Here is a 21,401-nt window from a genome sequence, read left to right as displayed (position 1 = left end):
TAAAACAATAAACTTTTTAAAAGCCATTTTATAAGTGAAGTAGCTTTTAAATTTATCCAGAACTGACAATAAATATTTACATTTCTTTACAAATTCCGTTTAAAATCCAAGCCTTTATTAACGGTTTTATTTATTTAAATTCATAAACTTGCAATAATAAAACCGCCTAAATAACAAGTTAAGTTAGTATAAATTTAAAACAACATGATAGACCTTTTATTTTTGTTAACATATAATAATACTTAATAATTAATAATTAATACAAAATAACTAGAACAGCCTCGGAACGCCTTCCTTTGAGCAATAGTTTAAAATTAATATAACGAATCATTAATGAAATATATTTTATGGCTTTTGCTTTTAGTATCAGCGCAGTTACTAGCAAAACCCGTTAATAACAGCATCGCATTTTACTACTCAGCCCCAATGCCCCTAGCCGAAATGACTTTTTACTCGCGCGTTGTTGTGCAACCTGAGTTAGTGACTGAGCATGAATTAAATTGGTTTAAAGAACGTAACATTTCAGTTTATGCTTATTTGAGCATTGGCGAATCATACAATGAAAGTGATTATTCACTCACCACAAACCCTAATTGGAATAGCTACATTTCCGATTTAACTTCAACACAATGGCAACAACAATTAAATAGCTCGGCTGTTGCATTAAAAAAACGTGGCTTTAGTGGGTTGTTTTTAGACACCCTTGATAGCTATCAATTATTAGACAATGCACGCTACAACAAATCAGCGCAGCAGGCTGGATTAGTTTCAATAATAAAAGATCTTTCTTTAGTATTTCAAAAGCAATTAGTGCTCAATCGTGGCTTTGAGTTACTCCCTAACCTACAAAACCTTGCAACCGATTTAGTCGCTGAGGGGTTATTTAGCCATTTTAATCCGCTTGATGATAGCTACAAATTTACCACTGAGAGCGATCAAGCTTGGTTAGCTGCCCAACTTAAAAAAGCGCAAAGTTTAGGTTTTAACGTTCAAGTTATTGATTATGCAAAACCTGATAAACGTCTTGTAATGGCTGAAAAAATTATTGCTTCAGGGTTTAATGCTTGGGTGACCGATGGGCATTTACAAACCTGGGGAACATCAGCTATTAGCCCCGTACCTAGGCGTGTGCTTATTCCGTACAATAGTGACTTAAAACCTCTTATTTATTCTACGGTTCACTTAAAGCTGGCCACTCTTATTGAATATTTAGGTTATATTCCTGACTATATTGATATGGCCAAGCGAGACCTGCCATTAGTTGACCCAAGTTTACATGCTGGAATTATTTCGTGGACCAACATGGCCGGCTTCTACTCCGCGACGGTTATAAACTGGCTTGAGAGCAACTTAGGCGTTGTGCCTCAATTAATTGTTGATGAGCTACCACAATCATCTAAATTATTAGCAGCATTAGGCGTGCAAACGCTGAACAGCTCCCCACCAGGGCCTTATAAACTTAACTATTTAGCACCATGGTTAAAAGGTGAGTCAGGTTCTTCACCAGCCATTACCAAACCTTATTTATTAAAATTAGCGCCAGAAGCCACCACTCTTATTGATATCAAAGCAGCTGATAGCAGCACAATTGTACAAAGTGCCAAAACCAAATATGGCGCGGTTATTGTTGCCCCATGGTTAATTGATACGCTACCAATGGAAGGCAGTAACTGGGTTGTTGACCCACTTACACTGCTTACTAAAGCAATGGGATTACCCGCTATATTAGCACCCGATACAACAACCGAAAGTGGCAGACGAATGCTTACTATGCATATAGATGGTGATGGCTTTACCAGCATTGCACACTTTGAAGGAAGTCCTTATGCCGCAGAGGTCATTCGCGATGACATTATTAAACCTTATAAACTTCCCATAACATCTTCCATTATTCAGGCTGATATTGAGCCTGGAGGGATTCATGCTAAACACAGTAATAAGCTAGAAAAAATTGCGCGCAGTATTTTTGAGCTTCCCTATGTAGAAGTGGCTTCGCATACTTATAGCCACCCTTACTTTTGGACCGCGCTTTCGGGCCGAAAAGAGATTGACGAAGAAGATACAGACTATGGGTTTCACTTAGATGTACCTGGCTATGACACAATTAGCTTAGAAAAAGAAATTACCGGCACCATTAATTACATTAACGAAAGGCTAGTACCTAAAGGAAAAAAAACAGTACTTATGTTGTGGTCGGGCGATGCTACACCTGGTCCAGACGCATTAAAAATAGCGCGTAATGCTGGTGTACTAAACGTAAATGGCGGCAATACTGATGTAAATAGTGATAACCCTAGCCTTTCACATATATCGCCGATTGCGCGCCCTGAGGGTGATTTACTGTATCAAATTTACGCACCAATACTGAACGAAAACGTATACACTAATTTATGGCATGGCCCGTATTACGGATTTAAGCGACTAACAGAAACCTTTGAAATAACCGAAAAGCCATACAGGTTAAAGCCCTATACTATTTACTATCATTTTTATTCTGGCGAAGTTCCTGCAGGGCTTGATGCCCTAAAGCATAATATTGACTATGTATTACAAAGACCTAATACACCGGTATACTTAAGCCACTATGCAAAAATTGCGAAAGATTTTTACTTTTCTGCTTTAGCTAAAAATAGTAAAGGTGACTGGTTGTTTAGTTCAAAAAATATTCGCACCCTTCGCATACCCAGCGACTTTGATATTGCAAACATATCACAAAGCGATGGGCTGCTAGGGGTAACTCAACAAGGCAACTACGTACACACTATTGAGGGTATCTCGCGTATTAGTTTTGACCACAGCCAAAAAAATAATACCCCTTATTTAGCCTCTGCCAATGTAGTAATAGATACATGGCAAGTAAATGGCGCTGTTAGTTTTAAAGCGTGGATACCTGCAACACTTGATTTAGTGAATGCCCGCTCATGCCAATTTATATCTCACATGGGAAAAAGGTATAAAGGTATCACTCGTGGAAAAATAACCCACTTTAAACTGCCTGCAGGTGATTTTTTTGGTTATTTAAACTGCGCAGGGGTTGCTAAGTAATGAATACCAAAAAGCGCCCTCATTTGGTTTCAATAAAAACAATTTTAACAATACTCGCTGTTAGCTGTTTTTCGTTGTATGCGCTATTTCCGCACACCTTATTTTTTGAAGACGATGCACTTTCACAAGACTACACGTTCGAAAAGTCATACCTACACGCTGCACTTAATACTGACCCAAACAATGAAAAACTGCGTGCTAAATTAGTTGAACTGCATATTGCATTGAGTGAATATTCAAACGCAACTAATGAGCTAGGAAGACTAACAAAAAGTCGGCGTAAAACAGAACTTGAAATAAAGTTACTTTACTCATTATGGCTTGCAAGTGGTGCCAATGTAGATGATCGATTTGAAGAGCTTTCATTGAAGGTTAGTGCCTATAAACCATGGAACGAAGACATTCTTAGCATCGCTAAGGCACTCGGTTTGAATGTTAAGCTTGCACATTATTATCAAACACACAAAAAGCCGTTAATTGCCGCTGATTATTGGCTAACCGCAGGCGAGCCTGCAAAAGCGCTGCTGCTTTACAAAAATAACATGAGCGAAACAATAGCTGAAAAAGCCATTGAAACCGCTCTCGGGGCAAACGAAGCGGTGCAAGCTTATGCGTGGTGGAAGCAATATGGGGATCAATCAAACATAAAGCGCACACTTTATCTCGCTGACTTAGCAGGCAATAAAGAAGATGCAATTATTGCAGCTACAAAACTGCTGCGCGAAGAACCTAACAATAATAAATACTTAACACAGTCAATGCAGCTTCACTTAGCTAATGGCGATGCTAATGGCGCTGAAATATTGCTTTCAAAACTACTAAAACAAAAGCCTAACGATAAAGAGCTTCATTTACTTAACTGGAAAGTAAAGCGCTGGCTTAATAAGCCAAAAGAAGCACTTAAAGAATTTAAATGGTTAATGATAAATAAAGCTGTTACCGCATCAATGCTTACAGACAGTATTAACGATGCAACGGCTTTATACTTGTACCAAGACGCTAACGACATTTACGCTTATAAAGCTAAAAATAGGCAACTAAAAGGCAATGGCTTTACTAAATGGATGCAAACTAACGAATTTATTGGCGATGCCAAACAAGAGCTCAGACACATAGAGCGTTTTGAAAGCATAAACGGTAAAAGCGTTTTATCGCAATATTGGAAAGCAAAAGTATTACATGACACAGGTAATTTAAACGGTTTACGTAATTTGTGGCCTATTTATCAGGGTCCCAAAAACGAAGAGGATTTAATGTGGCTAGCTCGCGCGTTTTGGTTAAAAAACGACTTTAACACGGCACTAACTATTTTAAAGCAAAAGCAGCAAAGTACAGATGACGAGTTTTGGAGTGCCCGCGTTGACATGGCGCTTAGGGTAAAAAATAAAAAAGAACAGCTTCATGCCCTTGAGCAACTCAAAGCACTGGGTAAATTAGGCGCAGGCGATTTATTGCAGTACCAGCAACTTAGATTTGAAGGCAACCCACATGAATTATTGACGTATTTGTGGCAGCAACCTTCACTGAGCGAAAGTCAGCTAATTGACATTGCTAACTTAAGTACGCAAATAAACGATTCAAACGCCGTTGAACGAATCCACAACGAACTAAACAAGCAACGCTACAACAAGGCGCTCTACCCTGCTTGGTTAATTATTTCTAACTGGTATCAAAATCAAAGCGATTTGAATTCAGCGTATACAACACTTAACCGCGCCGCAAAACTGAGCGAATACAGCCCCGATGTGGTACTAGCACAAGGCTGGTTAGCACTGCAAATGCATGACAGCATTATGATTTCACGTATTTTAAATAACTATGCAGGCAACGACCCAACGTATGCGTGGGGTCAGCTTTTGGCGAGTTTATCAATTTATGAAAAGTCATATAACAGTGCTTATTTTTACCTACGAAAACTAGCGATAGCTGAGCCCAGTGACTTAACCACATTAGTAAATTTAGCCGATGTAATGAAACAACTTGGCTATTACGCTAACGCCACCGAGCTTAATCATTATCTTCTTCAGCATTTACCGAAAGATAAATACGCATACCGAGGGCTTATGTTTAGATGGGCTGGCGCTATGGCTATGCCACATTTAATGCAGCTAAACACACTCGATGAGCTAGCCCCTGAAACCATAGGCACAGCACAAGCAAATTGGTGGTTATCGCGCCGTGCGGCGCAAAAACTTGAACCTTGGCAAACACTCCAGTTGTACATGACCCAAGGTGAATTTAGTAAAATTAAACAATTAGTTGACAAAAATACGCTTAGCGAAAACGATCAATTAAGCGCGCTTTTATACCTAAATCAACCTTATGCAACTATGCAACGTTGGTATGAAGAGCTAATTAACGAACCAAACGAAGCTCAACTAGGCTTTTTAAGAAACGCACGAACAGCTTATTTTCGCGCACTTGAAGTAAACCTATCACCGCAAGCCGGGCTAAATAGTACGCAATACGACATAAATGTCTATTTTCCTTATGCAAAAGGCCAGTGGAAACTGAGCCTTAGCGATCAGCAAAACCTTGGTAATAACGGACTGCTGTTCGCAATAGAAAACACTATGACGTTTGGCCGGTGGGCTTTTAATGCAAAAGTTGATACGCATCAGGGCGATATTGTTAGCCGACAAGGCTTAAGTTTAGACTCTCGTTATCAGTGGGATACGCGTACTCAAGTTGGCGTAAACTTACAATACAACGCCGAAAACCGCCAATCTGAAGTGTTATTAAGTTATGCGCAACTTAATAAAGCCACGGCTTATATAAATTATAATATTGATAACAGACAAAGTCTGCAGCTATCGGCTGCTGCAATGTCGTTCACGCGTAGAGACAACAACAGCACACTCGTTAATGGACAAGAATATAACGCACGCTACCAATACAGTATTTTAAAAGATCGCCCTATTTGGAACGCCTACTTTAGTGCGCAATGGCAAGACTTTGAACGAGTAAATACTGCGATTAATACAGACAGAAGACCCAGACGAATAGTTATTGAGCCGTTTAGGCGCTTTGCCCTAGGTACTTCATTTGCATCAACAGGCTCATTAACGCCCCCATACTTGGGTGCCAGCCCGTCTTGGCTATTTGACATAAGTACAGGCTATCAAACACTGAACGATACAATAGATGTGTCTATTTCCAGTGGCGCCGGGTGGTCTGTCCTTGGTGATGATTTATTTAAATTACAGCTCGGTTACCAAAGTAGTAATAAAGTCGGTAACTCAGATACACAGTTACAATTAGGATATTACATACATTTTTAATGTTAGGAGAGAATATGTTTCGCTTAGTTTTACTTAGTTTGGTTTTGCTCTTGTCGGCGTGTACAACAAGCCGAATTGCTGATGACATCGAAATTAGCCCATCAACAACCGTGGCTTTATTACCGCTTGTTAATCATGCACAAACACCACTGGCAGGTGAACGCGCTGAAGATATTTTAGCGAGTATTTGGCAACAAAATAAGCTACCTAAGTTACTTCGTGCGCCAAGAAATAGCAGTAAAGACCTCCCACCTTTAGACGATCAATACCGTTTAAACAATGCAATGCAATGGCTCAATACTCAACAAGCTGACTATGTACTTAGTGGCAGTATTGAAGAATGGCGTTATAAAGCAGGTCTTGATGGAGAGCCTGTGGTTGCACTTACTTTATCGCTTACAAAAAACGGGGAAACAACACCCATTTGGACCGGCACCATTGCAAAGAGCGGTTGGGGACGCGATAGCATTGCAGCAACGGCGCAAGATGTCATTGCCGATTTAGTGTCTTACATTGAGGTTAGTGAGTGAAAACACATTTCTTACGCCCAAGAGACGTTCCTGAGCTGCAGATATGGGCTGAGGTATGTTTTTTTACCGCTTTAGCTTTAGGGCTGCCTGTTCTATTTAACGCTGAGGATCCCTATTGGACGCAAGGAGGGTTTTCTTGGCCGGTATTAGGACCGCTACTTGTGGCTCTTCGCTATGGGTTCTCAAAAGGTTTTATTAGTATTTTAACCTTACTCGTAGGGCAATTATTGCTAATACAAAGCACTATATTAGACCCTCAAAGTGAGTTTAATATTAACGCTATGATTGGCTACATTATTGTGGTTATGGTGGCAGGTGAATTTAGAGATGTATGGGAGCGCACTAATCAACAGCAAAGTATTCAACTTGCATATGTATCTGATCGACTTGAAAAATTTACGCGCCAATATCATTTAATTAGCTCATCACATGACCGCATTGAACAAATGCTTGCTGGACATACGCTTAGTTTACGTGAGTCATTACAAGCCGTACGCGAATCAATTGGAAAGTTAAAAGAAAGGCGCTTAGACAGTGCCGCAGAGGTTATTTTAAATCTATTTATAGAATATGGTTCGATTGAAAAAGCAGGCCTATATAAAGTAGAAAACGATAAAATACGAGAGCCTGCACTAGCTGCTATAGGTAAAATGAGCGAGCCATCTAATTCAGACCCGTTAATAGCCGCCATGTTTGACGAAAAAGAACTGGTGTCACTTAAAAACCCAAAAGCTTCATCGGGTGATAGCAAGTATCATATTGCTATCCCATTGATTGATGTTAACGACACAATTTATGGGGCTATTTTAGTTGAAAAAGTGAAGTTTTTTGCTCTTAAAGAAAACACCCTCACTTTACTTGCAGTCATGGCCGGACACATTGGTGATTTATTGCGTCACGAAATCACTAACCCAATAATGACACGTGAAGAGTCGCCCTACTTTAAGCGCCAAGTTAAACACGCAAACAAAGAAGCAAAGCGTTATAAAATACCTTCATACTTTTTAAAGGTAAACGCGCTAAGTATTAACGATGAATCTCGAAGGCTAATGGAGTATTTAACCGAGGCTCGCCGAGGGTTAGACATTTATTTATACGATAATGAAAAACAAGTTTTATTAATACTGATGCCGCTTGCCGATGAACTTGAAAAAGACGGCTTTGTAATGCGAATGAACAGCTGGTGTAAAGAGCGTACCGGTAAAACCTTAACAGAACTCGATATTATTATAGAGAAAGAAGTGGCATTTCCGGTCAATAAAGACGAACTATCAAAACTGGTAACCCTACATGATTAAAGTAGTGATAGCCGCCTTAGTTGCATTTTTATGTGAATATTTTGCACTGCGAGAGATTCTAGGCACACCAAACTGGCTTATTGTTATTTTACTGCATTGCATTGCAAGCATACTTTTTACCTTTGTAAGCTACGTTTTTATTCCTAATAAATATAAAACAACGCTTATAAATGGCTCGCTATTATTTTTCTTGTTACTGTTTAGCCTACCTGTTTTTGGTATTTTAGGTGTCGTGCTGGCGCTTACGTTCGCGCTATGTAAGCCACTTAAAAATGACGATACCGAAATAATAGAACATGAAATTCCAGAGCTCCCCTTTGAAGTTCGCGATATTTCAATAAACCCTACTTATTCAATTGGTGGCATAAAAGCTATTTTAAAGTATGCAACAGAACCCAATAAACGCTTAACCGCGGTAATGGCTGCTCGGCACATGCGCGACAGCCAAGCAATCCCAATTTTAAAACTAGCCCTCAAAGATTTAGAAGACGATATACGCTTACTGGCTTACTCAACACTTGACGCTAAAGAAACAAAATTAAACGAAAAAATTAGTGTTTATCAGCAACAAATAGCCAGCACCACAAAACAACCTGAGCTGAGTAATTTACAGCAACAATTAGCCCAAGTGTATTGGGAGCTTAGTTATTTAGGGCTCGCACAAGGCGCTCTAAAAACATATGTATTAGAAAAAGCTGAAGCGCTCAGTTTACAGAGTATTGAGTACGCGCAAAAACCAGCTAATTATGTATTTTTAGGGCGTGTTTATTTAGCGCTGGGTCATTACGAACGTGCGCTTGATTTTCTTGTACAAGCAACTGAATTAGGTATGGCGCGTCGCCATGTTTTACCCTACAAAGCCGAAGTTGCCTTTTGTATGAATAAATATGATGACTGTAAACGCTACTTAAGTGAGCTACCTGAACAACCTAAAGGAAGCGAGCTTCGCCAATTACAGGAGTATTGGAATGCCTAAATCCAATGCTGATATATTATTATTGTTAGAAGGTACTTATCCCTATGTGCGTGGGGGGGTATCAAGTTGGGTTCATCAAATTATCGAAGGGCTACCTCATTATAACTTTGAGCTTATTTTTTTAGGCGGTGCTTCTGAGCATTATGGTGACATTAAATATACACTTCCAAAAAATGTCACAAAATTGCATGTTCATTATTTAGTAGAGCAAAATAATACTGATATAAAAGCAAAGCACGGCGTTAAATATAAAAAAGAGTTATTTGAATTTTGGCAGCAACTACAAAGTTACTTTAGAGACTCAAAAGAGCCTATTCCTACTGAATTACTTAAATTTGCATTTGAACAACTTGGACAAAAAAAAGGCATAAACGAGGCTGATTTTTTATATAGCGAGTCATCTTGGCAAGTATTAGCTGATTACTATTTTACATTTTGCGACGAATCATCTTTTATTGATTTTTTTTGGTCGTATCGTAACTTGTATAAACCTTTGTTTAAAATTGCAGATATTGCCCGCCAATTACCAAAAGTTAAACTCATACACTCTATTTCGACAGGTTATGCCGGTTTTTTAGGTGCTGGTGCAAGTGTAATTAATAGCACGCCTTACCTCTTAACTGAGCATGGTATTTATACAAAAGAGCGAAAAATAGACTTAATTCAAGCCGATTGGATAAAAGAGTCTGAAGCAATTTTAGGTAAAAATTTAAATACAGAAATGGGCTTTATTCGCCGAATGTGGATCACTTTCTTTGAACAAGTAGGCCGCACAAGTTATCACCAAGCCGATAAAATCATTTCACTTTACGAAGGCAATAGGCAACGCCAAATTAAAGATGGAGCCTTAGAAGAGCGCTCGCTAGTCGTACCTAACGGCATTAAAACCGCTCATTATGCTAAAGCTCTTGCTGCACGTTCTAAAACTATTCCATTAACCGTCGGATTAATTGGCCGCGTAGTACCAATAAAAGACATTAAAACCTTTATTCGTGCCATCAAAGAAGTGCAATCAAGCATGCCCACAATAGAGGGCTGGATCATAGGCCCTTTTGAAGAAGACCCTAAATACTACAAGGAGTGTCAATTATTGGTGGGAAGCCTTGATTTAGAACACCATGTTAAATTTTTAGGTATGCAAAATATTGCCGAAATACTCCCTAAATTAGGCCTTGTTGCTTTAACATCTATTTCTGAAGCGCAACCCTTAGTATTACTAGAAGCAATGGCAGCAGGCGTTCCTGTACTGGCCAATGATGTGGGTTCATGCCGAGAAATTATTGAAGGAGCAACAGATCAAGACAAAGCACTGGGTAAAGCTGGTGAAGTCGTCTCAATTGCATCTCCTAGCGAAACTGCATTACAAATAGCAAACATACTAAAGAACAATGAAAAATGGCATGAGTATCAAACCAGTGGTTTAAAACGTGTAAAAGCGTTTTATGACGAAAGCCACATGTTTGCCCGATACAACAAGCTGTATAAGGATACAATGTCATGGCCGGAATAGGTTTTGAGATTCGAAAAATTCTCAAAAAAAACACGCTTCTTTCTGTATTTGAAGCCTATAGCTACGCAGGTTTAATTGGCTCGGGCCCTTGGTTATTATCAATTATTGCACTGATGCTGATTGGTATTTTAAGCCTTGGGATTGTACTACCTAAATTACTGATTATTCAGTTTTTAACGCTTATCACTTACATGATGGCGGCCTCGTTAATATTAACTGGCGGCTTACAGCTAATGCTTACGCGGTTTGTTGCTGATTTATTTTTTACAAAAGATGATGACTCGGTACTACCCAATTTACTTGGTGCGCAACTTATTACAACGATAGGTGCATTACTGGTTGGGTTTGCTGTGTGGCCATTTTTGCCTTTACCCGTTGTAACTAAAATTATTATTTTAGGTGGTTTTGTTAGCCTATGTAATCAATGGCTAGGTGCTATATTTTTATCGGGTATGAAGGAGTACCGCCTTATATTAATTACCATGCTCAGCGGCTACGCGTTCATGGTACTACTCGCATTTTTACTACGAGATTGGCAGCTCGATGGACTATTTTTTGCTTTTTTTGCTGGTGAAGCGCTGCTGTTTTTTAGTTTTTTATTCATGATTATTCGCCGCTACCCTGGAAATAAGCTAATCAGCTTTGACTTTCTTAGTCGAAAAAAAGTCTATTACATGCTGTTTTTTTGCGGGCTATTTTACAATATTGGTGTGTGGGCTGACAAAATTTTGTTTTGGTTTTCACCAAGCACATCCATTCATATCATAGGTCCCCTGAGGGCCAGCCCAATTTACGATCTTCCCATATTTCTGGCTTATTTATCGATTATCCCCGGGATGGCTGTATTTTTAGTAAGAATGGAAACCGACTTTGTAGAGCAATATGACCGTTTTTATTCTGCAATTAGGGGGGGCTCCTCACTCGAAGAGATATACTTTTTAAAAGATAACATGATCACGACAGCAAGAGGCGGCTTGTACGACATATTTAAAATTCAAGGCATTACCGTTGCGTGTTTATTATTATGGGGCGAGCAAATCCTTACCTATATTGGCATTGATCCTAACTATAAAACACTCCTTTTTATTGATGTAGTGGGCGTAGGCGTGCAGGTAATATTTTTATCTATTCTCAATATATTGTTCTATCTTGATAAGCGCTTTACTGTGTTAGTGCTCTCAGGCCTATTTTTAGCATTAAACATTGTGCTTACGTATTTATCTATTGCACTTGGGCCACAGTTTTATGGCTACGGGTTTGCTCTCTCTACAATAATTACCTCTGTAGTAGGCTTGTTTTGGCTATCAAAGCAGTTTGAAGACCTAGAATACGAAACGTTTATGTTGCAATAAAGACGCTTATACCTAATAAAAGTAGCCAATATATTTATTGTTTATTAGGTGTAAACTTTATTTACTTACCCAGCGGGCTTTAAAGCCACGTGTATCTACATGAATAAATGCCCCTCGGTGCGCTTTAGGGCCATAAACTCCTAACCCGCCCAATAAACCTTTGAATGATTCACGTCTGGCTAACGACTCTACGACGTTGGCCATCATTTTCGCGTCTTCAATAGTATATTTGGCATCTTTATTTATATCATCCATACGGTAATTTCCATCGTTATCGATAAAAATATCCGCAGCGTCTCCAAACACATGACGGCTTAGTTTCACATTCCCAATGGCTCTATTGTAATAAGGTGTTCGGTAACCACTCATCACCACCATGTTACTAACTGGAATGCCTTCTAAAATTAGTTCCTTACGAATTATTTCTAGCTTAAGCAGCAGTTTGCTTTGCAAAAAAAGATACTTGGGATGATTACTTTTTTGCTTACTCACAAATTCTTTTAAAGAAAAGTGAGGCGATAATTTGGTACTTTCATTCTTAGGAGTCACTTCAACAAACCCATCAGGAACAATATAATGTTTTGAATCTTTGATTTGCGATGGCTTCGGGTAGTGCCCTATTTGGTAATATTTTAACTTACCCCCCTCTACTTTATCGGCAGGTACTTTTACAAACACATTTATTACCATACGTTGTTTTTTATTTGGCGATTCAATTATTACCGATGTTAAACCGGGAGTATCCGGGGCCTGCCATTGCCAACGATTAGTATCAGTTAGCATGGACTTTTGATCGCTAATTAATGTGTAGGCGTCAGGTGATTGCGCATAGAGCACTTCAAATTCAACCTGCTCATTGGGCATTACAAACACCGAAAAAAGCGAGTATGGCATGACAATATCGTTAATTTTTAAACTAAATTCTGCGTCCTCAAAAGCAGGCCTGTTTTGTATATCAACAACCTGATGAGCCGTTTTAGCAGGCTGAGAGGCAAATAAATGCGTACTAAGCAGAGTAGCCAACATACTGATTAATAAAAAACCGATTAATTTCATATTACCTCTCATTATTTACTTTCTAATAATGCCGCAATAACCGACTGGTTATCATTTTTAAGGCGTGCTTTTTGATCGCGATTGTAAATATCATTTCTAAAGTTAACGAGCTTATTTTCATCCACCCACGCAGTCCAATAAACTAAATGAATGGGTAATGGCTCGTCCAAATAAAATGTTTGTGTGCTGTTTTCACTGCGTGCATCGTTAACTTGTGTCAATGCATGTTCTTCACCTTGGTGTTTAATTATTTCTTGTGCAAGTGAAAAAGGGTCTTCAATTCTTATACAGCCATGCGATAGCGCACGTCTTGTTTGTCTAAAGAGCTGCTTTGCAGGTGTATCATGTACATAAATTGCCTCAGGGTTAGGGAACAAATATTTTACTTCACCAAGGGGATTTTTTTCACCCGCACGTTTCACTAAAAAATGATCAAACTGATAAGGCTTAATTGAATCCCAATCAATATTACTGGGGTTAACTGTTTGTGAGTCTATGTAGCTGTTTTTTCTGATTTCAATATTGTTTTTAACAAGGTAATCAGGATCTTCTGCTACTTTAGGGGCTATTTCCCTAGTAGCAATTGAAATAGGTATGCGCCACTCAGGGTTAACTACAAATTTTTCTATTTCGTCACTAAATGCCGGTGTTTCCCAGCTAGGTTTACCAACAATCACGTTGTTTTGAAGTTTTACATCACCTACTTTCACATAACGCAACTGATACTCAGGAATGTTTACAAACACGTAGTGTTCATCGCTCGAACCGGCAAAGTTAGTAATTCTATAAAAGTTTAACTTTAATGTATTGAGTTTTTGCTCAGCTGAAATATTAAGCTTGGCAAACGTGTTCTGGCCTACTCGCCCATCAACGTTTAAGCCATGACGATATTGAAACTGTTTTACAGCGCGCTCAATATGTTTATCAAAAAGGCATGGCGATTCACCGCATACGTTAGTGTGTAAATCTTGTTCTTGAAATAAACGCATTGCTAATAAACTCACAGCTCTACTGTTACTGCCTAGTTCTAGCAACTCGCTGGCTGGTAAAGGAATAAACCCACCACGATTCACTATCTCTTGGTACCAATTAATCGCTTTTTCAGTACGCTTTATTAATTGGGCTGAATATTGATCAAAGTAATAGCTATCACTTGTTTGCGTGTAGTGCTGCGAGCTGTATGTGGTCAGTGAAGTGCTGGCAAGTAAAGTACCGTCTAGATCATCACTCGCTAGTATGGGTGAAGCAAACATACTTACTAAACTCACAAACAAAGCCCCCTTCAAAGTAGCTTTGTTTGTTTTAGTAAAACATTTTTTTATAAATAGTCCCTTCACGTTGTACCCCTCGCTAAATAGTGTTGATAAAAAAATTTGTACTTGCCGTTAATTTATCAACTAAGGGTGCAACGTAAGTGCCAATAACAAAAAACACAGTAAACTACTGATATTATTTAATTTTAAAAATAAAATTTAATTCATCTAAGTTATAACGCAGCCTATTTGTGTAATTAATATACTCAAGTGTGTAAAGTTGCTATCCCGATTAATCATTTAAAAATGCTAAAAAACCACGTTCGTAACGGCTCAAATATTTTGTCTTTCGAGGTAAAGTAAGTGACTCACGCCACGCATTTTGTGCTGCTTCATCTTTTTTACATAGGGCAATTAAAGCCGGATGAACGTAAGATTTGCGCGCTATTGCTGGGGTATTGCCTAATTGTTGAGACACACAATCGAGCATGCTTTTTAAGGTAAGTGCGCCTTTGGCCTTAGCGAGCTGCTTAAATGCAATTACGCTTGCTCGCCAAGTTCTAAAATGTTTTGCACTAAACTCCTCTCCCATTATTAGCTGTATGTATTGGTTTATTTCGCTCGATGTTACGTTAGTACGCTCACCTTCACTTATATACTGAAATAAATGCTGGCCAGGCAAATCTTGTAAGTCTTTAATTACATGGCTTAGCACTCTGTCAGTAATGTTGACCTCACGTTCTTTTCCCGATTTTGCCCGGTATTTTAACTGAATATTTTTCCCAGTCAGCTTTGCGTGTCGTGTGCGTAATGTTGTAGCGCCAAAGCTTTTATTTTGTTTTACGTTCCGCTCATTGCCAACTCTTAGCGCTCCTAAATCCATAAGCCTAACTACCGCAGCTAATGTTCGCTCTATATTTAGCTCACCACCTTGTAAATCTGATTCTAAACGGGCTCTCAATAAAGGAAGTTTGTGGCCAAATACACCACAAGCTTGGTATTTTTTAGCTTCTTGCTGTGCTCTATACTCTGGGTGGTATCGGTATTGTTTTCGCCCTTTACTATCAAAACCTGTGGCTAAAATATGTCCGTTTTCTTCGGGGCAAAACCATGCGCATTTGTAAGCAGGCGGAAATGCTAAGCCATTCAAACGCTCAATAACCGCTTCATCTTTTATTAATTTGCCAATGGGATCGAAATACTGCCATTGCTTATTTTTAAGCTTTCGAGTGATACCAGGTAAATTATCATCCACATAGATTAACTTCATAAGCACTGCACTCCGATTTGATCATGACAACCTTAAAAGATTTAAACTAACATATTCAAATAACCTTAAACTGAACAATATTATTGATATACAATCAAAAATTAAGCAATAATGTTTAAAGTGTATACGTTATTGTAACTCTGCTGATATTCCCTTTTTAGGGTATGCTATTTATAAGGAGCATTTAATGGCTTTTGATTACGGATCAATCGATCTTGGACTAAAAAACCCTTTTAAACTGGAGGGAAAAGTAAAGGCCGTAAGAGGACTTATTGAGTCTGTTGTAGGTGTTGGCCTATTAGTTACCGCATCTGGCTCAGTAAAAGAAGATGCAACCGCAGGTTGGATTTTAATGATATTTGGCATGCTGATACTCGCACTCGGTATTCGTACCTTATCGGGTGGCATTTACGCCACACTTAAGTACTTTGTAGGCAGGAACCACCCTACATCGCTGGCATTTAACTTTAGTAAATCACAAACATCTACTGCACAAGAAGAAAAAAACGAAGTAGCCTACACGGCACAAACACTAGAAGAAATGCTTGTTGGGCGCAAAAATAGTACGTTTAAAGAACCAAACGGCTTTTTATCTCGCTTACTACACAGCTTAATACCAAAGCTATTATTTTTACCCTATCCAATACGTAATGTTGCCCAACGTTTATTTGGCTCATGGGTTAGCACGCTGGTTGCACTTATTGCTTATGCGTTGGTTGCATTTGTATCACTATCAGGCTTTACAGGCGAAGCGGGGGAACTTGCTTTTCCAATATATAGCGCAATTTTAATGTTTTATGTGCTGTTTTCTTGGCGTTCGTCTGGCAAACCTATTTCTCGTCATGCAGAAAAAAACATTGAAGCATTGGGCACGGGTGCGCTTGCTAAGATCATTTCTTTATCGTTTATATTACCCATTGCTATAGGCCTTTCTATGTCGTGGCTAATGCAGGAGCAACGCATTAGTAAACAACAAATAGACAACTGGCTAGAACAATTACCCAGCCTCAATGCAGGGCTGTATTTAACAGCCATTATTATACTAGCCGCACTGAGTTGTGCTCTCGTATTTGTAATGATTAAAGCACGTTTAAACGTAGTGACCCCCAGTGCAGAAGTATCAGAACTTCGAGAAAACTGGCAAGAGTCTGTTCACCCTGACGAAATTTTTATAAACCTTGATAATTTAGTGATGGCAAACCGTCGTTACAAAGAAGTACCAAATAGGGTTTACCGTGAATTAGACCCTAAGCTACAAGAGCAAATTGAAGGTAAAGGCGGATTTAAAGGTGAAATGATTCAAGAAATTCAACCTAAACTGCACACTATGGATTTAGGTAGACAGTTTAGCCTTTCGCGTTTAGTTGCGTTAATTAGCGGTAACTTGCTCTACATTGCAGCGCTTAGCTTTACCGTATTACTTGCTTATTCATTTATTAATATTTACCACTATATTGAAGCTGCAAATATAAACACCATTGAACAAGCGTTTAATAATCAAAATATTATAGAGTTTAGTGAGCTATTAATGGCAAGTGTTCACTTATTACTGATTGGTGTATTAATTAAAGCCTTTGCACAGCTGTTAAGTAACAGTGCCCATTTGTTTTTTGCCGAAATGCAATTTGAATCATTACTGGTGTATTTTAAATGTGAAGGCACATTTACAGAGTCCAAAATATCAACAGGTACAGGGATTCACGACAGTACACGCTCTGAAAACACCCTAGTACGCAGCAGCATAACGCCTTGGGTTATTGTTTCACGTATTGTTTCGACAACCTTTGCCGCAACAGGTATGAAAAACCTTGAACATCCTCGCCATATTATGGAAATGCACAAAGATGAAGGTCAATTACAAGCAATCAAAAAAGATGTAATCGCCTTTTTGAAAGACCGCGAATCAATTGCGTCAATAACGAGTGAACGCGATTTAGGTAATGCCTCTCAACTGCATCAGCTAAATCAACAAACCCGCGCAATGCCTATGCAACCTGCTTTAACTAAAGACGATGAAGAAGCCGCTGGTTTTTTACGCCAAGAGGACGACTTGGCATCTAAGCCAAAAACCTAACTTATTTATAAAAATGCCACTGGTAATTGGGTGGCATTTTTCTACTTCTACCATCACGCCAAGCTATTATTAAACTAAAAATTAACGCAAGCCCCCCAATAACATGATTAATATTTGATTAGCCCACAAAGCCCTTGCTTTATGTGTTAAAACACAAATAATGAAACATTAATCACAGGGTAAGAATGAGGAAAATGAGTTACATACTAACCACCCAATGTGCCGACGATGTAGGTTTAATTGCTAAAATCACCGGACTTTGCCATAAAAACAACTTGAACATTACACGTAATAATGAATTTGTAGACAAAGACGCGAAACGTTTTTTTATGCGCACTGAGCTGACAGGGCAACCACAAAGTGACTTTTTAGAGCAGCTACGCGCTTTATTACCTGAAGGCGCCAAGCTTGCACTGCATGACGATGCAAAAACTAAAGTAGTGTTGCTTGCCACCAAAGAAGCACACTGCTTAGGTGGTATGCTATTAAAACAGTTTGAACAAACACTTAATATTGAAGTACTCGCTGTTATTGCTAACTACCCTGACTTAGAACCACTTGCGAAAGGATTTGATGTGCCATTTCATGTGGTATCGCATGTTGGGCTAAGCCGAAGTGAACATGACCAACAAGTAGGTGATTTAATTGCTAGTTATAACCCAGATATAATTGGTTTAGCCAAATATATGCGTATTTTAAGCCCTGAATTTGTAGGCCGATTTGACGGTAAAATTATTAATATTCATCACTCTTTTTTACCCGCATTTATTGGTGCAAAACCGTATCATCAGGCATTTGAGCGCGGCGTAAAAATTATTGGTGCAACGGCTCACTTTGTAAATAATGAATTAGATGAAGGCCCAATTATTTTGCAAGACGTGACAAGTGTGACTCACGCTAACACAGCTGAAATGATGGCAAAAATGGGGAAAGACGTTGAAAAAACGGTTTTTTGTAAAGCGTTGCAACTTGCTTCAGAGCACAAGCTATTTATAAATGGTAATAAAACCGTGGTGTTTAGCTAACGCGTATAAGCTTTTGTAGTTACCCCGCGTTCATTTTATAAAAAAAGCCAGCTTAGCTGGCTTTTTATTGTTCGCATATAATAAGTAATTATGGCGTGTAATATGTTGGAGACTCAGGCCCTACCGGCATGCCCAGTAAAAATACCCATACATAAAACAAAATGACCCACCCAATAAAAAATATAATGCTGTATGGCAGCATGGTGGCAACCAGAGTACCTATTCCCATATCTTTTTTGTACTTAACAGCCACAGCAAGGATTAAACCAAAGTAACTCATCATCGGGGTTATTAAGTTTGTTACCGAGTCACCAATACGGTAAGCCGCTTGAATAGTTTCTGGCGCGTAATCGATTAGCATAAGCATAGGAACAAAAATAGGCGCTGTAATCGCCCATTGCGCTGACGACGAGCCTAAGCTTAGGTTTACTAGTGCACACATTAAAATAAACAATACAAATACTTCAGGACCTGTCAGGTTTAAAGCTTGTAAAAGCGCCGCACCATTTATAGCTAAAATAGTGCCTAAATTAGTCCACTTAAAGAATGCTACAAACTGAGCCGCAAAAAATACCAAAACAATATATAACCCCATCGAGCTCATACTTTTACTCATGGCGTTAATAACATCCTTATCGTTTTTCATAGTGCCAACAACACGACCATATACAAAACCAGGAATACTAAATGTCACAAAAATAATAACCACAATCCCTTTTAAAAAAGGAGAGCCCGCGACTTCACCCGTTGCAGGATTTCGTAAAATGCCATCGTCAGGAACTATGGTCCAAGCAAGTAATAAAGAAACTGCTAATAAAGACACGCCTGCCCATTTTAAACCTGACTTTTCTTTTTGGGTAAGGGTATCGATGCTGTTTTGTGACAGGTCAATACTGGCTTCATCTGGATTATATTTGCCTAGGCGTGGCTCAACTATTTTTTCAGTTACTAAAGTACCCAGCACTGAAATTAAAAGCACCGATATCATCATGAAATACCAGTTTGCCTCTGCGCCAACAACATAGGTTGGATCGATCATTTGAGCTGCAGGAGTTGTAATACCTGCAAGGAGCGGATCAATAGTACCTAATAATAAGTTAGCACTATAGCCCCCCGACACACCTGCAAATGCAGCAGCAAGGCCAGCTAATGGGTGACGCCCTAAGCTATGAAAAATCATCGCTGCGAGCGGAATTAAAACCACATAGCCAAGCTCTGAAGCCGTATTTGACATAATAGCGGCAAACACGACCATAAACGTAACTAAACGTTTAGAGGCGCCCATTACCATGCCTCGCATAGCCGCAGAGAGCAAACCCGAGTGCTCAGCAACGCTCACACCCAATAATGCAACCAACACGGTACCTAGGGGAGCAAACCCTGTGAAATTGGTAACGAGCCCAGCCATAATGCGTTGTAAACCTTCAGCGCTTAATAAGCTTACGACTTCAATAACGCCGTCAGCGGCGCGCCCTGGAGCGCCTAACGGGCGAGGGTCTATTGCACTTAATCCAAACCAATCTGCAATGCCGCTAAACACAACAATCGCCACTGCAAATATTGCAAATAGTGTAATTGGATGAGGCAGCATATTGCCTAAAAATTCGACGGTGGCTAAAAACCGATTAAATAATCCCTTATTTGGGTTGTTGCTAGGTGAGTGTGTGGAGTCTGTCATACCCTGCTCTTAAAGTTATAAAATTGCCGTAACCTAGCATTATTTGTAATTTAGATCATGTTTAAAAGGTGAATGGTTTGTGAGTAAAGTCAAATAACACAAAAGGAGGAATAGGTATTAAGCGTGTTTTTTTATCAGTAAAAGATAAAAAAGCATAAATGCTAAGCAGACGCTGCCTAGAGGAGTTAACCTACGCCTGCTCTAAATTTAGCGAGTTTCAAAACATAACCGTCAATATGCGCTTGCGCCAAAATACCAATTCAAAATAGCGGGTAAAATATAACGGTAATAAATCGCTTCAAAACCCTTAAAACTATTATTGAGCTGGCTCAATAGGCTCTAGTTGTAATTTAGCCGCGATAAGTACGGCTTGAGTGCGGTTATAGACACCGAGTTTTCTAAAAATTGCGGTAATGTGTGCTTTTACTGTTGCTTCTGAAATATGCAACTCATAAGCAATTTGTTTATTGAGTAGTCCTTCATGTAAATACTGTAAAACGCGGTATTGCTGAGGTGTAAGCGAAGCGACTTGCGCTGCAATTTCTCTGTCTTCACCTTCAATCTCGGCTACTTTATTTTTAAGCTCTTTCGGCAGCCACGTATCGCCTTCAAGTATTTGGTTTATAGCACTGGCAATATCGTCAGATGGTGATGATTTGGGAATAAATCCCATAGCGCCATAACCCATTACTTTAGAAACAATATTAACGTCTTCACTGCCTGAAACCACAGCAATGGGTAAACTTGGGTGCTCTTCTCGGATACGAATAAGACCATACAAATCGCCATTTCCTGGCATATGAAGGTCTAGCAGTAATATATCAAGATCTTCTTGTTCGCTTAACACCTGCAATGTACTGTCAAAATCTGACGACTCGAATACTTCAAGCCCTTCAAATTTAGAGCTCAATGCGCCCTTTAGTGCTTCACGAAATAACGGATGATCGTCCGCTATTAAAAACTGACTCATGGTTCACTCCTAAATATTCGGCTGATACTTATTCCTAAGTAACAGCCGATATACTACGTTTAGAATTAACTTGTAATCAAGCT

The 21,401-nt window shown here is 39.1% G+C and carries 14 protein-coding genes; 9 read left to right on the top strand and 5 right to left on the bottom strand.

What is annotated here, in order from left to right:
- The first annotated feature begins 333 nt into the window (after window positions 1–333).
- The 7 genes from ATS76_RS02410 to pelG are packed head-to-tail and all read left to right on the top strand — an operon-like array spanning window position 334 to window position 11,992.
- The gene (locus ATS76_RS02410; protein WP_058550896.1) at window positions 334–3,045 is read left to right on the top strand and encodes an endo alpha-1,4 polygalactosaminidase; all 2,712 of its coding nucleotides are present in this window, start codon (window positions 334–336) and stop codon (window positions 3,043–3,045) included.
- Complete coding sequence (locus tag ATS76_RS02405; protein WP_058550895.1) at window positions 3,045–6,326, top strand: tetratricopeptide repeat protein; 3,282 nt, start codon at window positions 3,045–3,047, stop codon at window positions 6,324–6,326. Before ATS76_RS02410 ends, ATS76_RS02405 begins: the two co-directional genes overlap by 1 nt.
- Before the next feature lie 14 nt (window positions 6,327–6,340).
- Window positions 6,341–6,856, top strand: a complete 516-nt coding sequence (locus ATS76_RS02400; protein ID WP_058403005.1) for a hypothetical protein — start codon at window positions 6,341–6,343, stop codon at window positions 6,854–6,856.
- A complete protein-coding gene (locus tag ATS76_RS02395) occupies window positions 6,853–8,154 on the top strand; it encodes a PelD GGDEF domain-containing protein (protein ID WP_058550894.1) in 1,302 nt (433 codons plus the stop codon). The genes ATS76_RS02400 and ATS76_RS02395 overlap by 4 nt, the downstream gene beginning before the upstream one ends.
- Window positions 8,147–9,130 carry a tetratricopeptide repeat protein gene (locus tag ATS76_RS02390; RefSeq protein ID WP_058550893.1) on the top strand — a complete coding sequence of 328 codons (984 nt, stop codon included), beginning with the start codon at window positions 8,147–8,149 and terminating at the stop codon, window positions 9,128–9,130. Before ATS76_RS02395 ends, ATS76_RS02390 begins: the two co-directional genes overlap by 8 nt.
- Window positions 9,123–10,640 carry a GT4 family glycosyltransferase PelF gene (pelF, locus tag ATS76_RS02385; protein WP_058550892.1) on the top strand — a complete coding sequence of 506 codons (1,518 nt, stop codon included), beginning with the start codon at window positions 9,123–9,125 and terminating at the stop codon, window positions 10,638–10,640. Before ATS76_RS02390 ends, pelF begins: the two co-directional genes overlap by 8 nt.
- Window positions 10,628–11,992: an exopolysaccharide Pel transporter PelG gene (gene pelG / locus ATS76_RS02380; protein WP_058403009.1), complete on the top strand. Its 1,365-nt coding sequence runs from the start codon at window positions 10,628–10,630 to the stop codon at window positions 11,990–11,992. The genes pelF and pelG overlap by 13 nt, the downstream gene beginning before the upstream one ends.
- Window positions 11,993–12,049: 57 nt before the next feature.
- Here pelG and ATS76_RS02375 read toward each other — a convergent pair whose 3' ends face one another.
- The 3 genes from ATS76_RS02375 to ATS76_RS02365 form a co-directional block, all read right to left on the bottom strand.
- Window positions 12,050–13,048, bottom strand: coding sequence for a D-Ala-D-Ala carboxypeptidase family metallohydrolase (locus tag ATS76_RS02375; RefSeq protein ID WP_058550891.1), 999 nt, complete (start codon window positions 13,046–13,048; stop codon window positions 12,050–12,052).
- Between the two features lie 11 nt (window positions 13,049–13,059).
- Window positions 13,060–14,316: a L,D-transpeptidase family protein gene (locus ATS76_RS02370; RefSeq protein ID WP_235590901.1), complete on the bottom strand. Its 1,257-nt coding sequence runs from the start codon at window positions 14,314–14,316 to the stop codon at window positions 13,060–13,062.
- 277 nt (window positions 14,317–14,593) lie between these two features.
- The gene (locus ATS76_RS02365; protein ID WP_058550889.1) at window positions 14,594–15,571 is read right to left on the bottom strand and encodes a DNA topoisomerase IB; all 978 of its coding nucleotides are present in this window, start codon (window positions 15,569–15,571) and stop codon (window positions 14,594–14,596) included.
- 187 nt (window positions 15,572–15,758) lie between these two features.
- Between ATS76_RS02365 and ATS76_RS02360 the strand changes: the two genes are divergently transcribed.
- A complete protein-coding gene (locus ATS76_RS02360; RefSeq protein WP_058550888.1) occupies window positions 15,759–17,645 on the top strand; it encodes a hypothetical protein in 1,887 nt (628 codons plus the stop codon).
- 194 nt (window positions 17,646–17,839) lie between these two features.
- Window positions 17,840–18,670 (top strand): formyltetrahydrofolate deformylase, encoded by an 831-nt coding sequence (gene purU / locus ATS76_RS02355; protein ID WP_058550887.1) that lies wholly within the window; start codon window positions 17,840–17,842, stop codon window positions 18,668–18,670.
- An 88-nt stretch (window positions 18,671–18,758) separates the two neighbouring features.
- On the opposite strand, the gene ATS76_RS02350 is transcribed toward purU, so the two are convergent.
- The gene (locus tag ATS76_RS02350; protein WP_058550886.1) at window positions 18,759–20,348 is read right to left on the bottom strand and encodes an AbgT family transporter; all 1,590 of its coding nucleotides are present in this window, start codon (window positions 20,346–20,348) and stop codon (window positions 18,759–18,761) included.
- A gap of 316 nt (window positions 20,349–20,664) precedes the next feature.
- Window positions 20,665–21,318 (bottom strand): response regulator transcription factor, encoded by a 654-nt coding sequence (locus tag ATS76_RS02345; RefSeq protein WP_058403015.1) that lies wholly within the window; start codon window positions 21,316–21,318, stop codon window positions 20,665–20,667.
- Window positions 21,319–21,401: the final 83 nt, after the last annotated feature.

It is taken from the genome of Pseudoalteromonas sp. 10-33, assembly GCF_001469195.1.
Classification (GTDB): domain Bacteria; phylum Pseudomonadota; class Gammaproteobacteria; order Enterobacterales; family Alteromonadaceae; genus Pseudoalteromonas.
This window is presented reverse-complemented; position numbering and strand designations above follow the sequence as displayed.

What these genes read in the sequence shown, in the direction of transcription:
- ATS76_RS02350 (WP_058550886.1), bottom strand. Translation starts at nt 20,348, where the DNA reads ATGACAGACTCCACACACTCACCTAGCAACAACCCAAATAAGGGATTA.
- ATS76_RS02405 (WP_058550895.1), top strand. Translation starts at nt 3,045, where the DNA reads ATGAATACCAAAAAGCGCCCTCATTTGGTTTCAATAAAAACAATTTTA.
- pelG (WP_058403009.1), top strand. Translation starts at nt 10,628, where the DNA reads ATGGCCGGAATAGGTTTTGAGATTCGAAAAATTCTCAAAAAAAACACG.
- ATS76_RS02390 (WP_058550893.1), top strand. Translation starts at nt 8,147, where the DNA reads ATGATTAAAGTAGTGATAGCCGCCTTAGTTGCATTTTTATGTGAATAT.
- purU (WP_058550887.1), top strand. Translation starts at nt 17,840, where the DNA reads ATGAGTTACATACTAACCACCCAATGTGCCGACGATGTAGGTTTAATT.
- pelF (WP_058550892.1), top strand. Translation starts at nt 9,123, where the DNA reads ATGCCTAAATCCAATGCTGATATATTATTATTGTTAGAAGGTACTTAT.
- ATS76_RS02365 (WP_058550889.1), bottom strand. Translation starts at nt 15,571, where the DNA reads ATGAAGTTAATCTATGTGGATGATAATTTACCTGGTATCACTCGAAAG.
- ATS76_RS02360 (WP_058550888.1), top strand. Translation starts at nt 15,759, where the DNA reads ATGGCTTTTGATTACGGATCAATCGATCTTGGACTAAAAAACCCTTTT.
- ATS76_RS02400 (WP_058403005.1), top strand. Translation starts at nt 6,341, where the DNA reads ATGTTTCGCTTAGTTTTACTTAGTTTGGTTTTGCTCTTGTCGGCGTGT.
- ATS76_RS02375 (WP_058550891.1), bottom strand. Translation starts at nt 13,048, where the DNA reads ATGAAATTAATCGGTTTTTTATTAATCAGTATGTTGGCTACTCTGCTT.
- ATS76_RS02410 (WP_058550896.1), top strand. Translation starts at nt 334, where the DNA reads ATGAAATATATTTTATGGCTTTTGCTTTTAGTATCAGCGCAGTTACTA.
- ATS76_RS02345 (WP_058403015.1), bottom strand. Translation starts at nt 21,318, where the DNA reads ATGAGTCAGTTTTTAATAGCGGACGATCATCCGTTATTTCGTGAAGCA.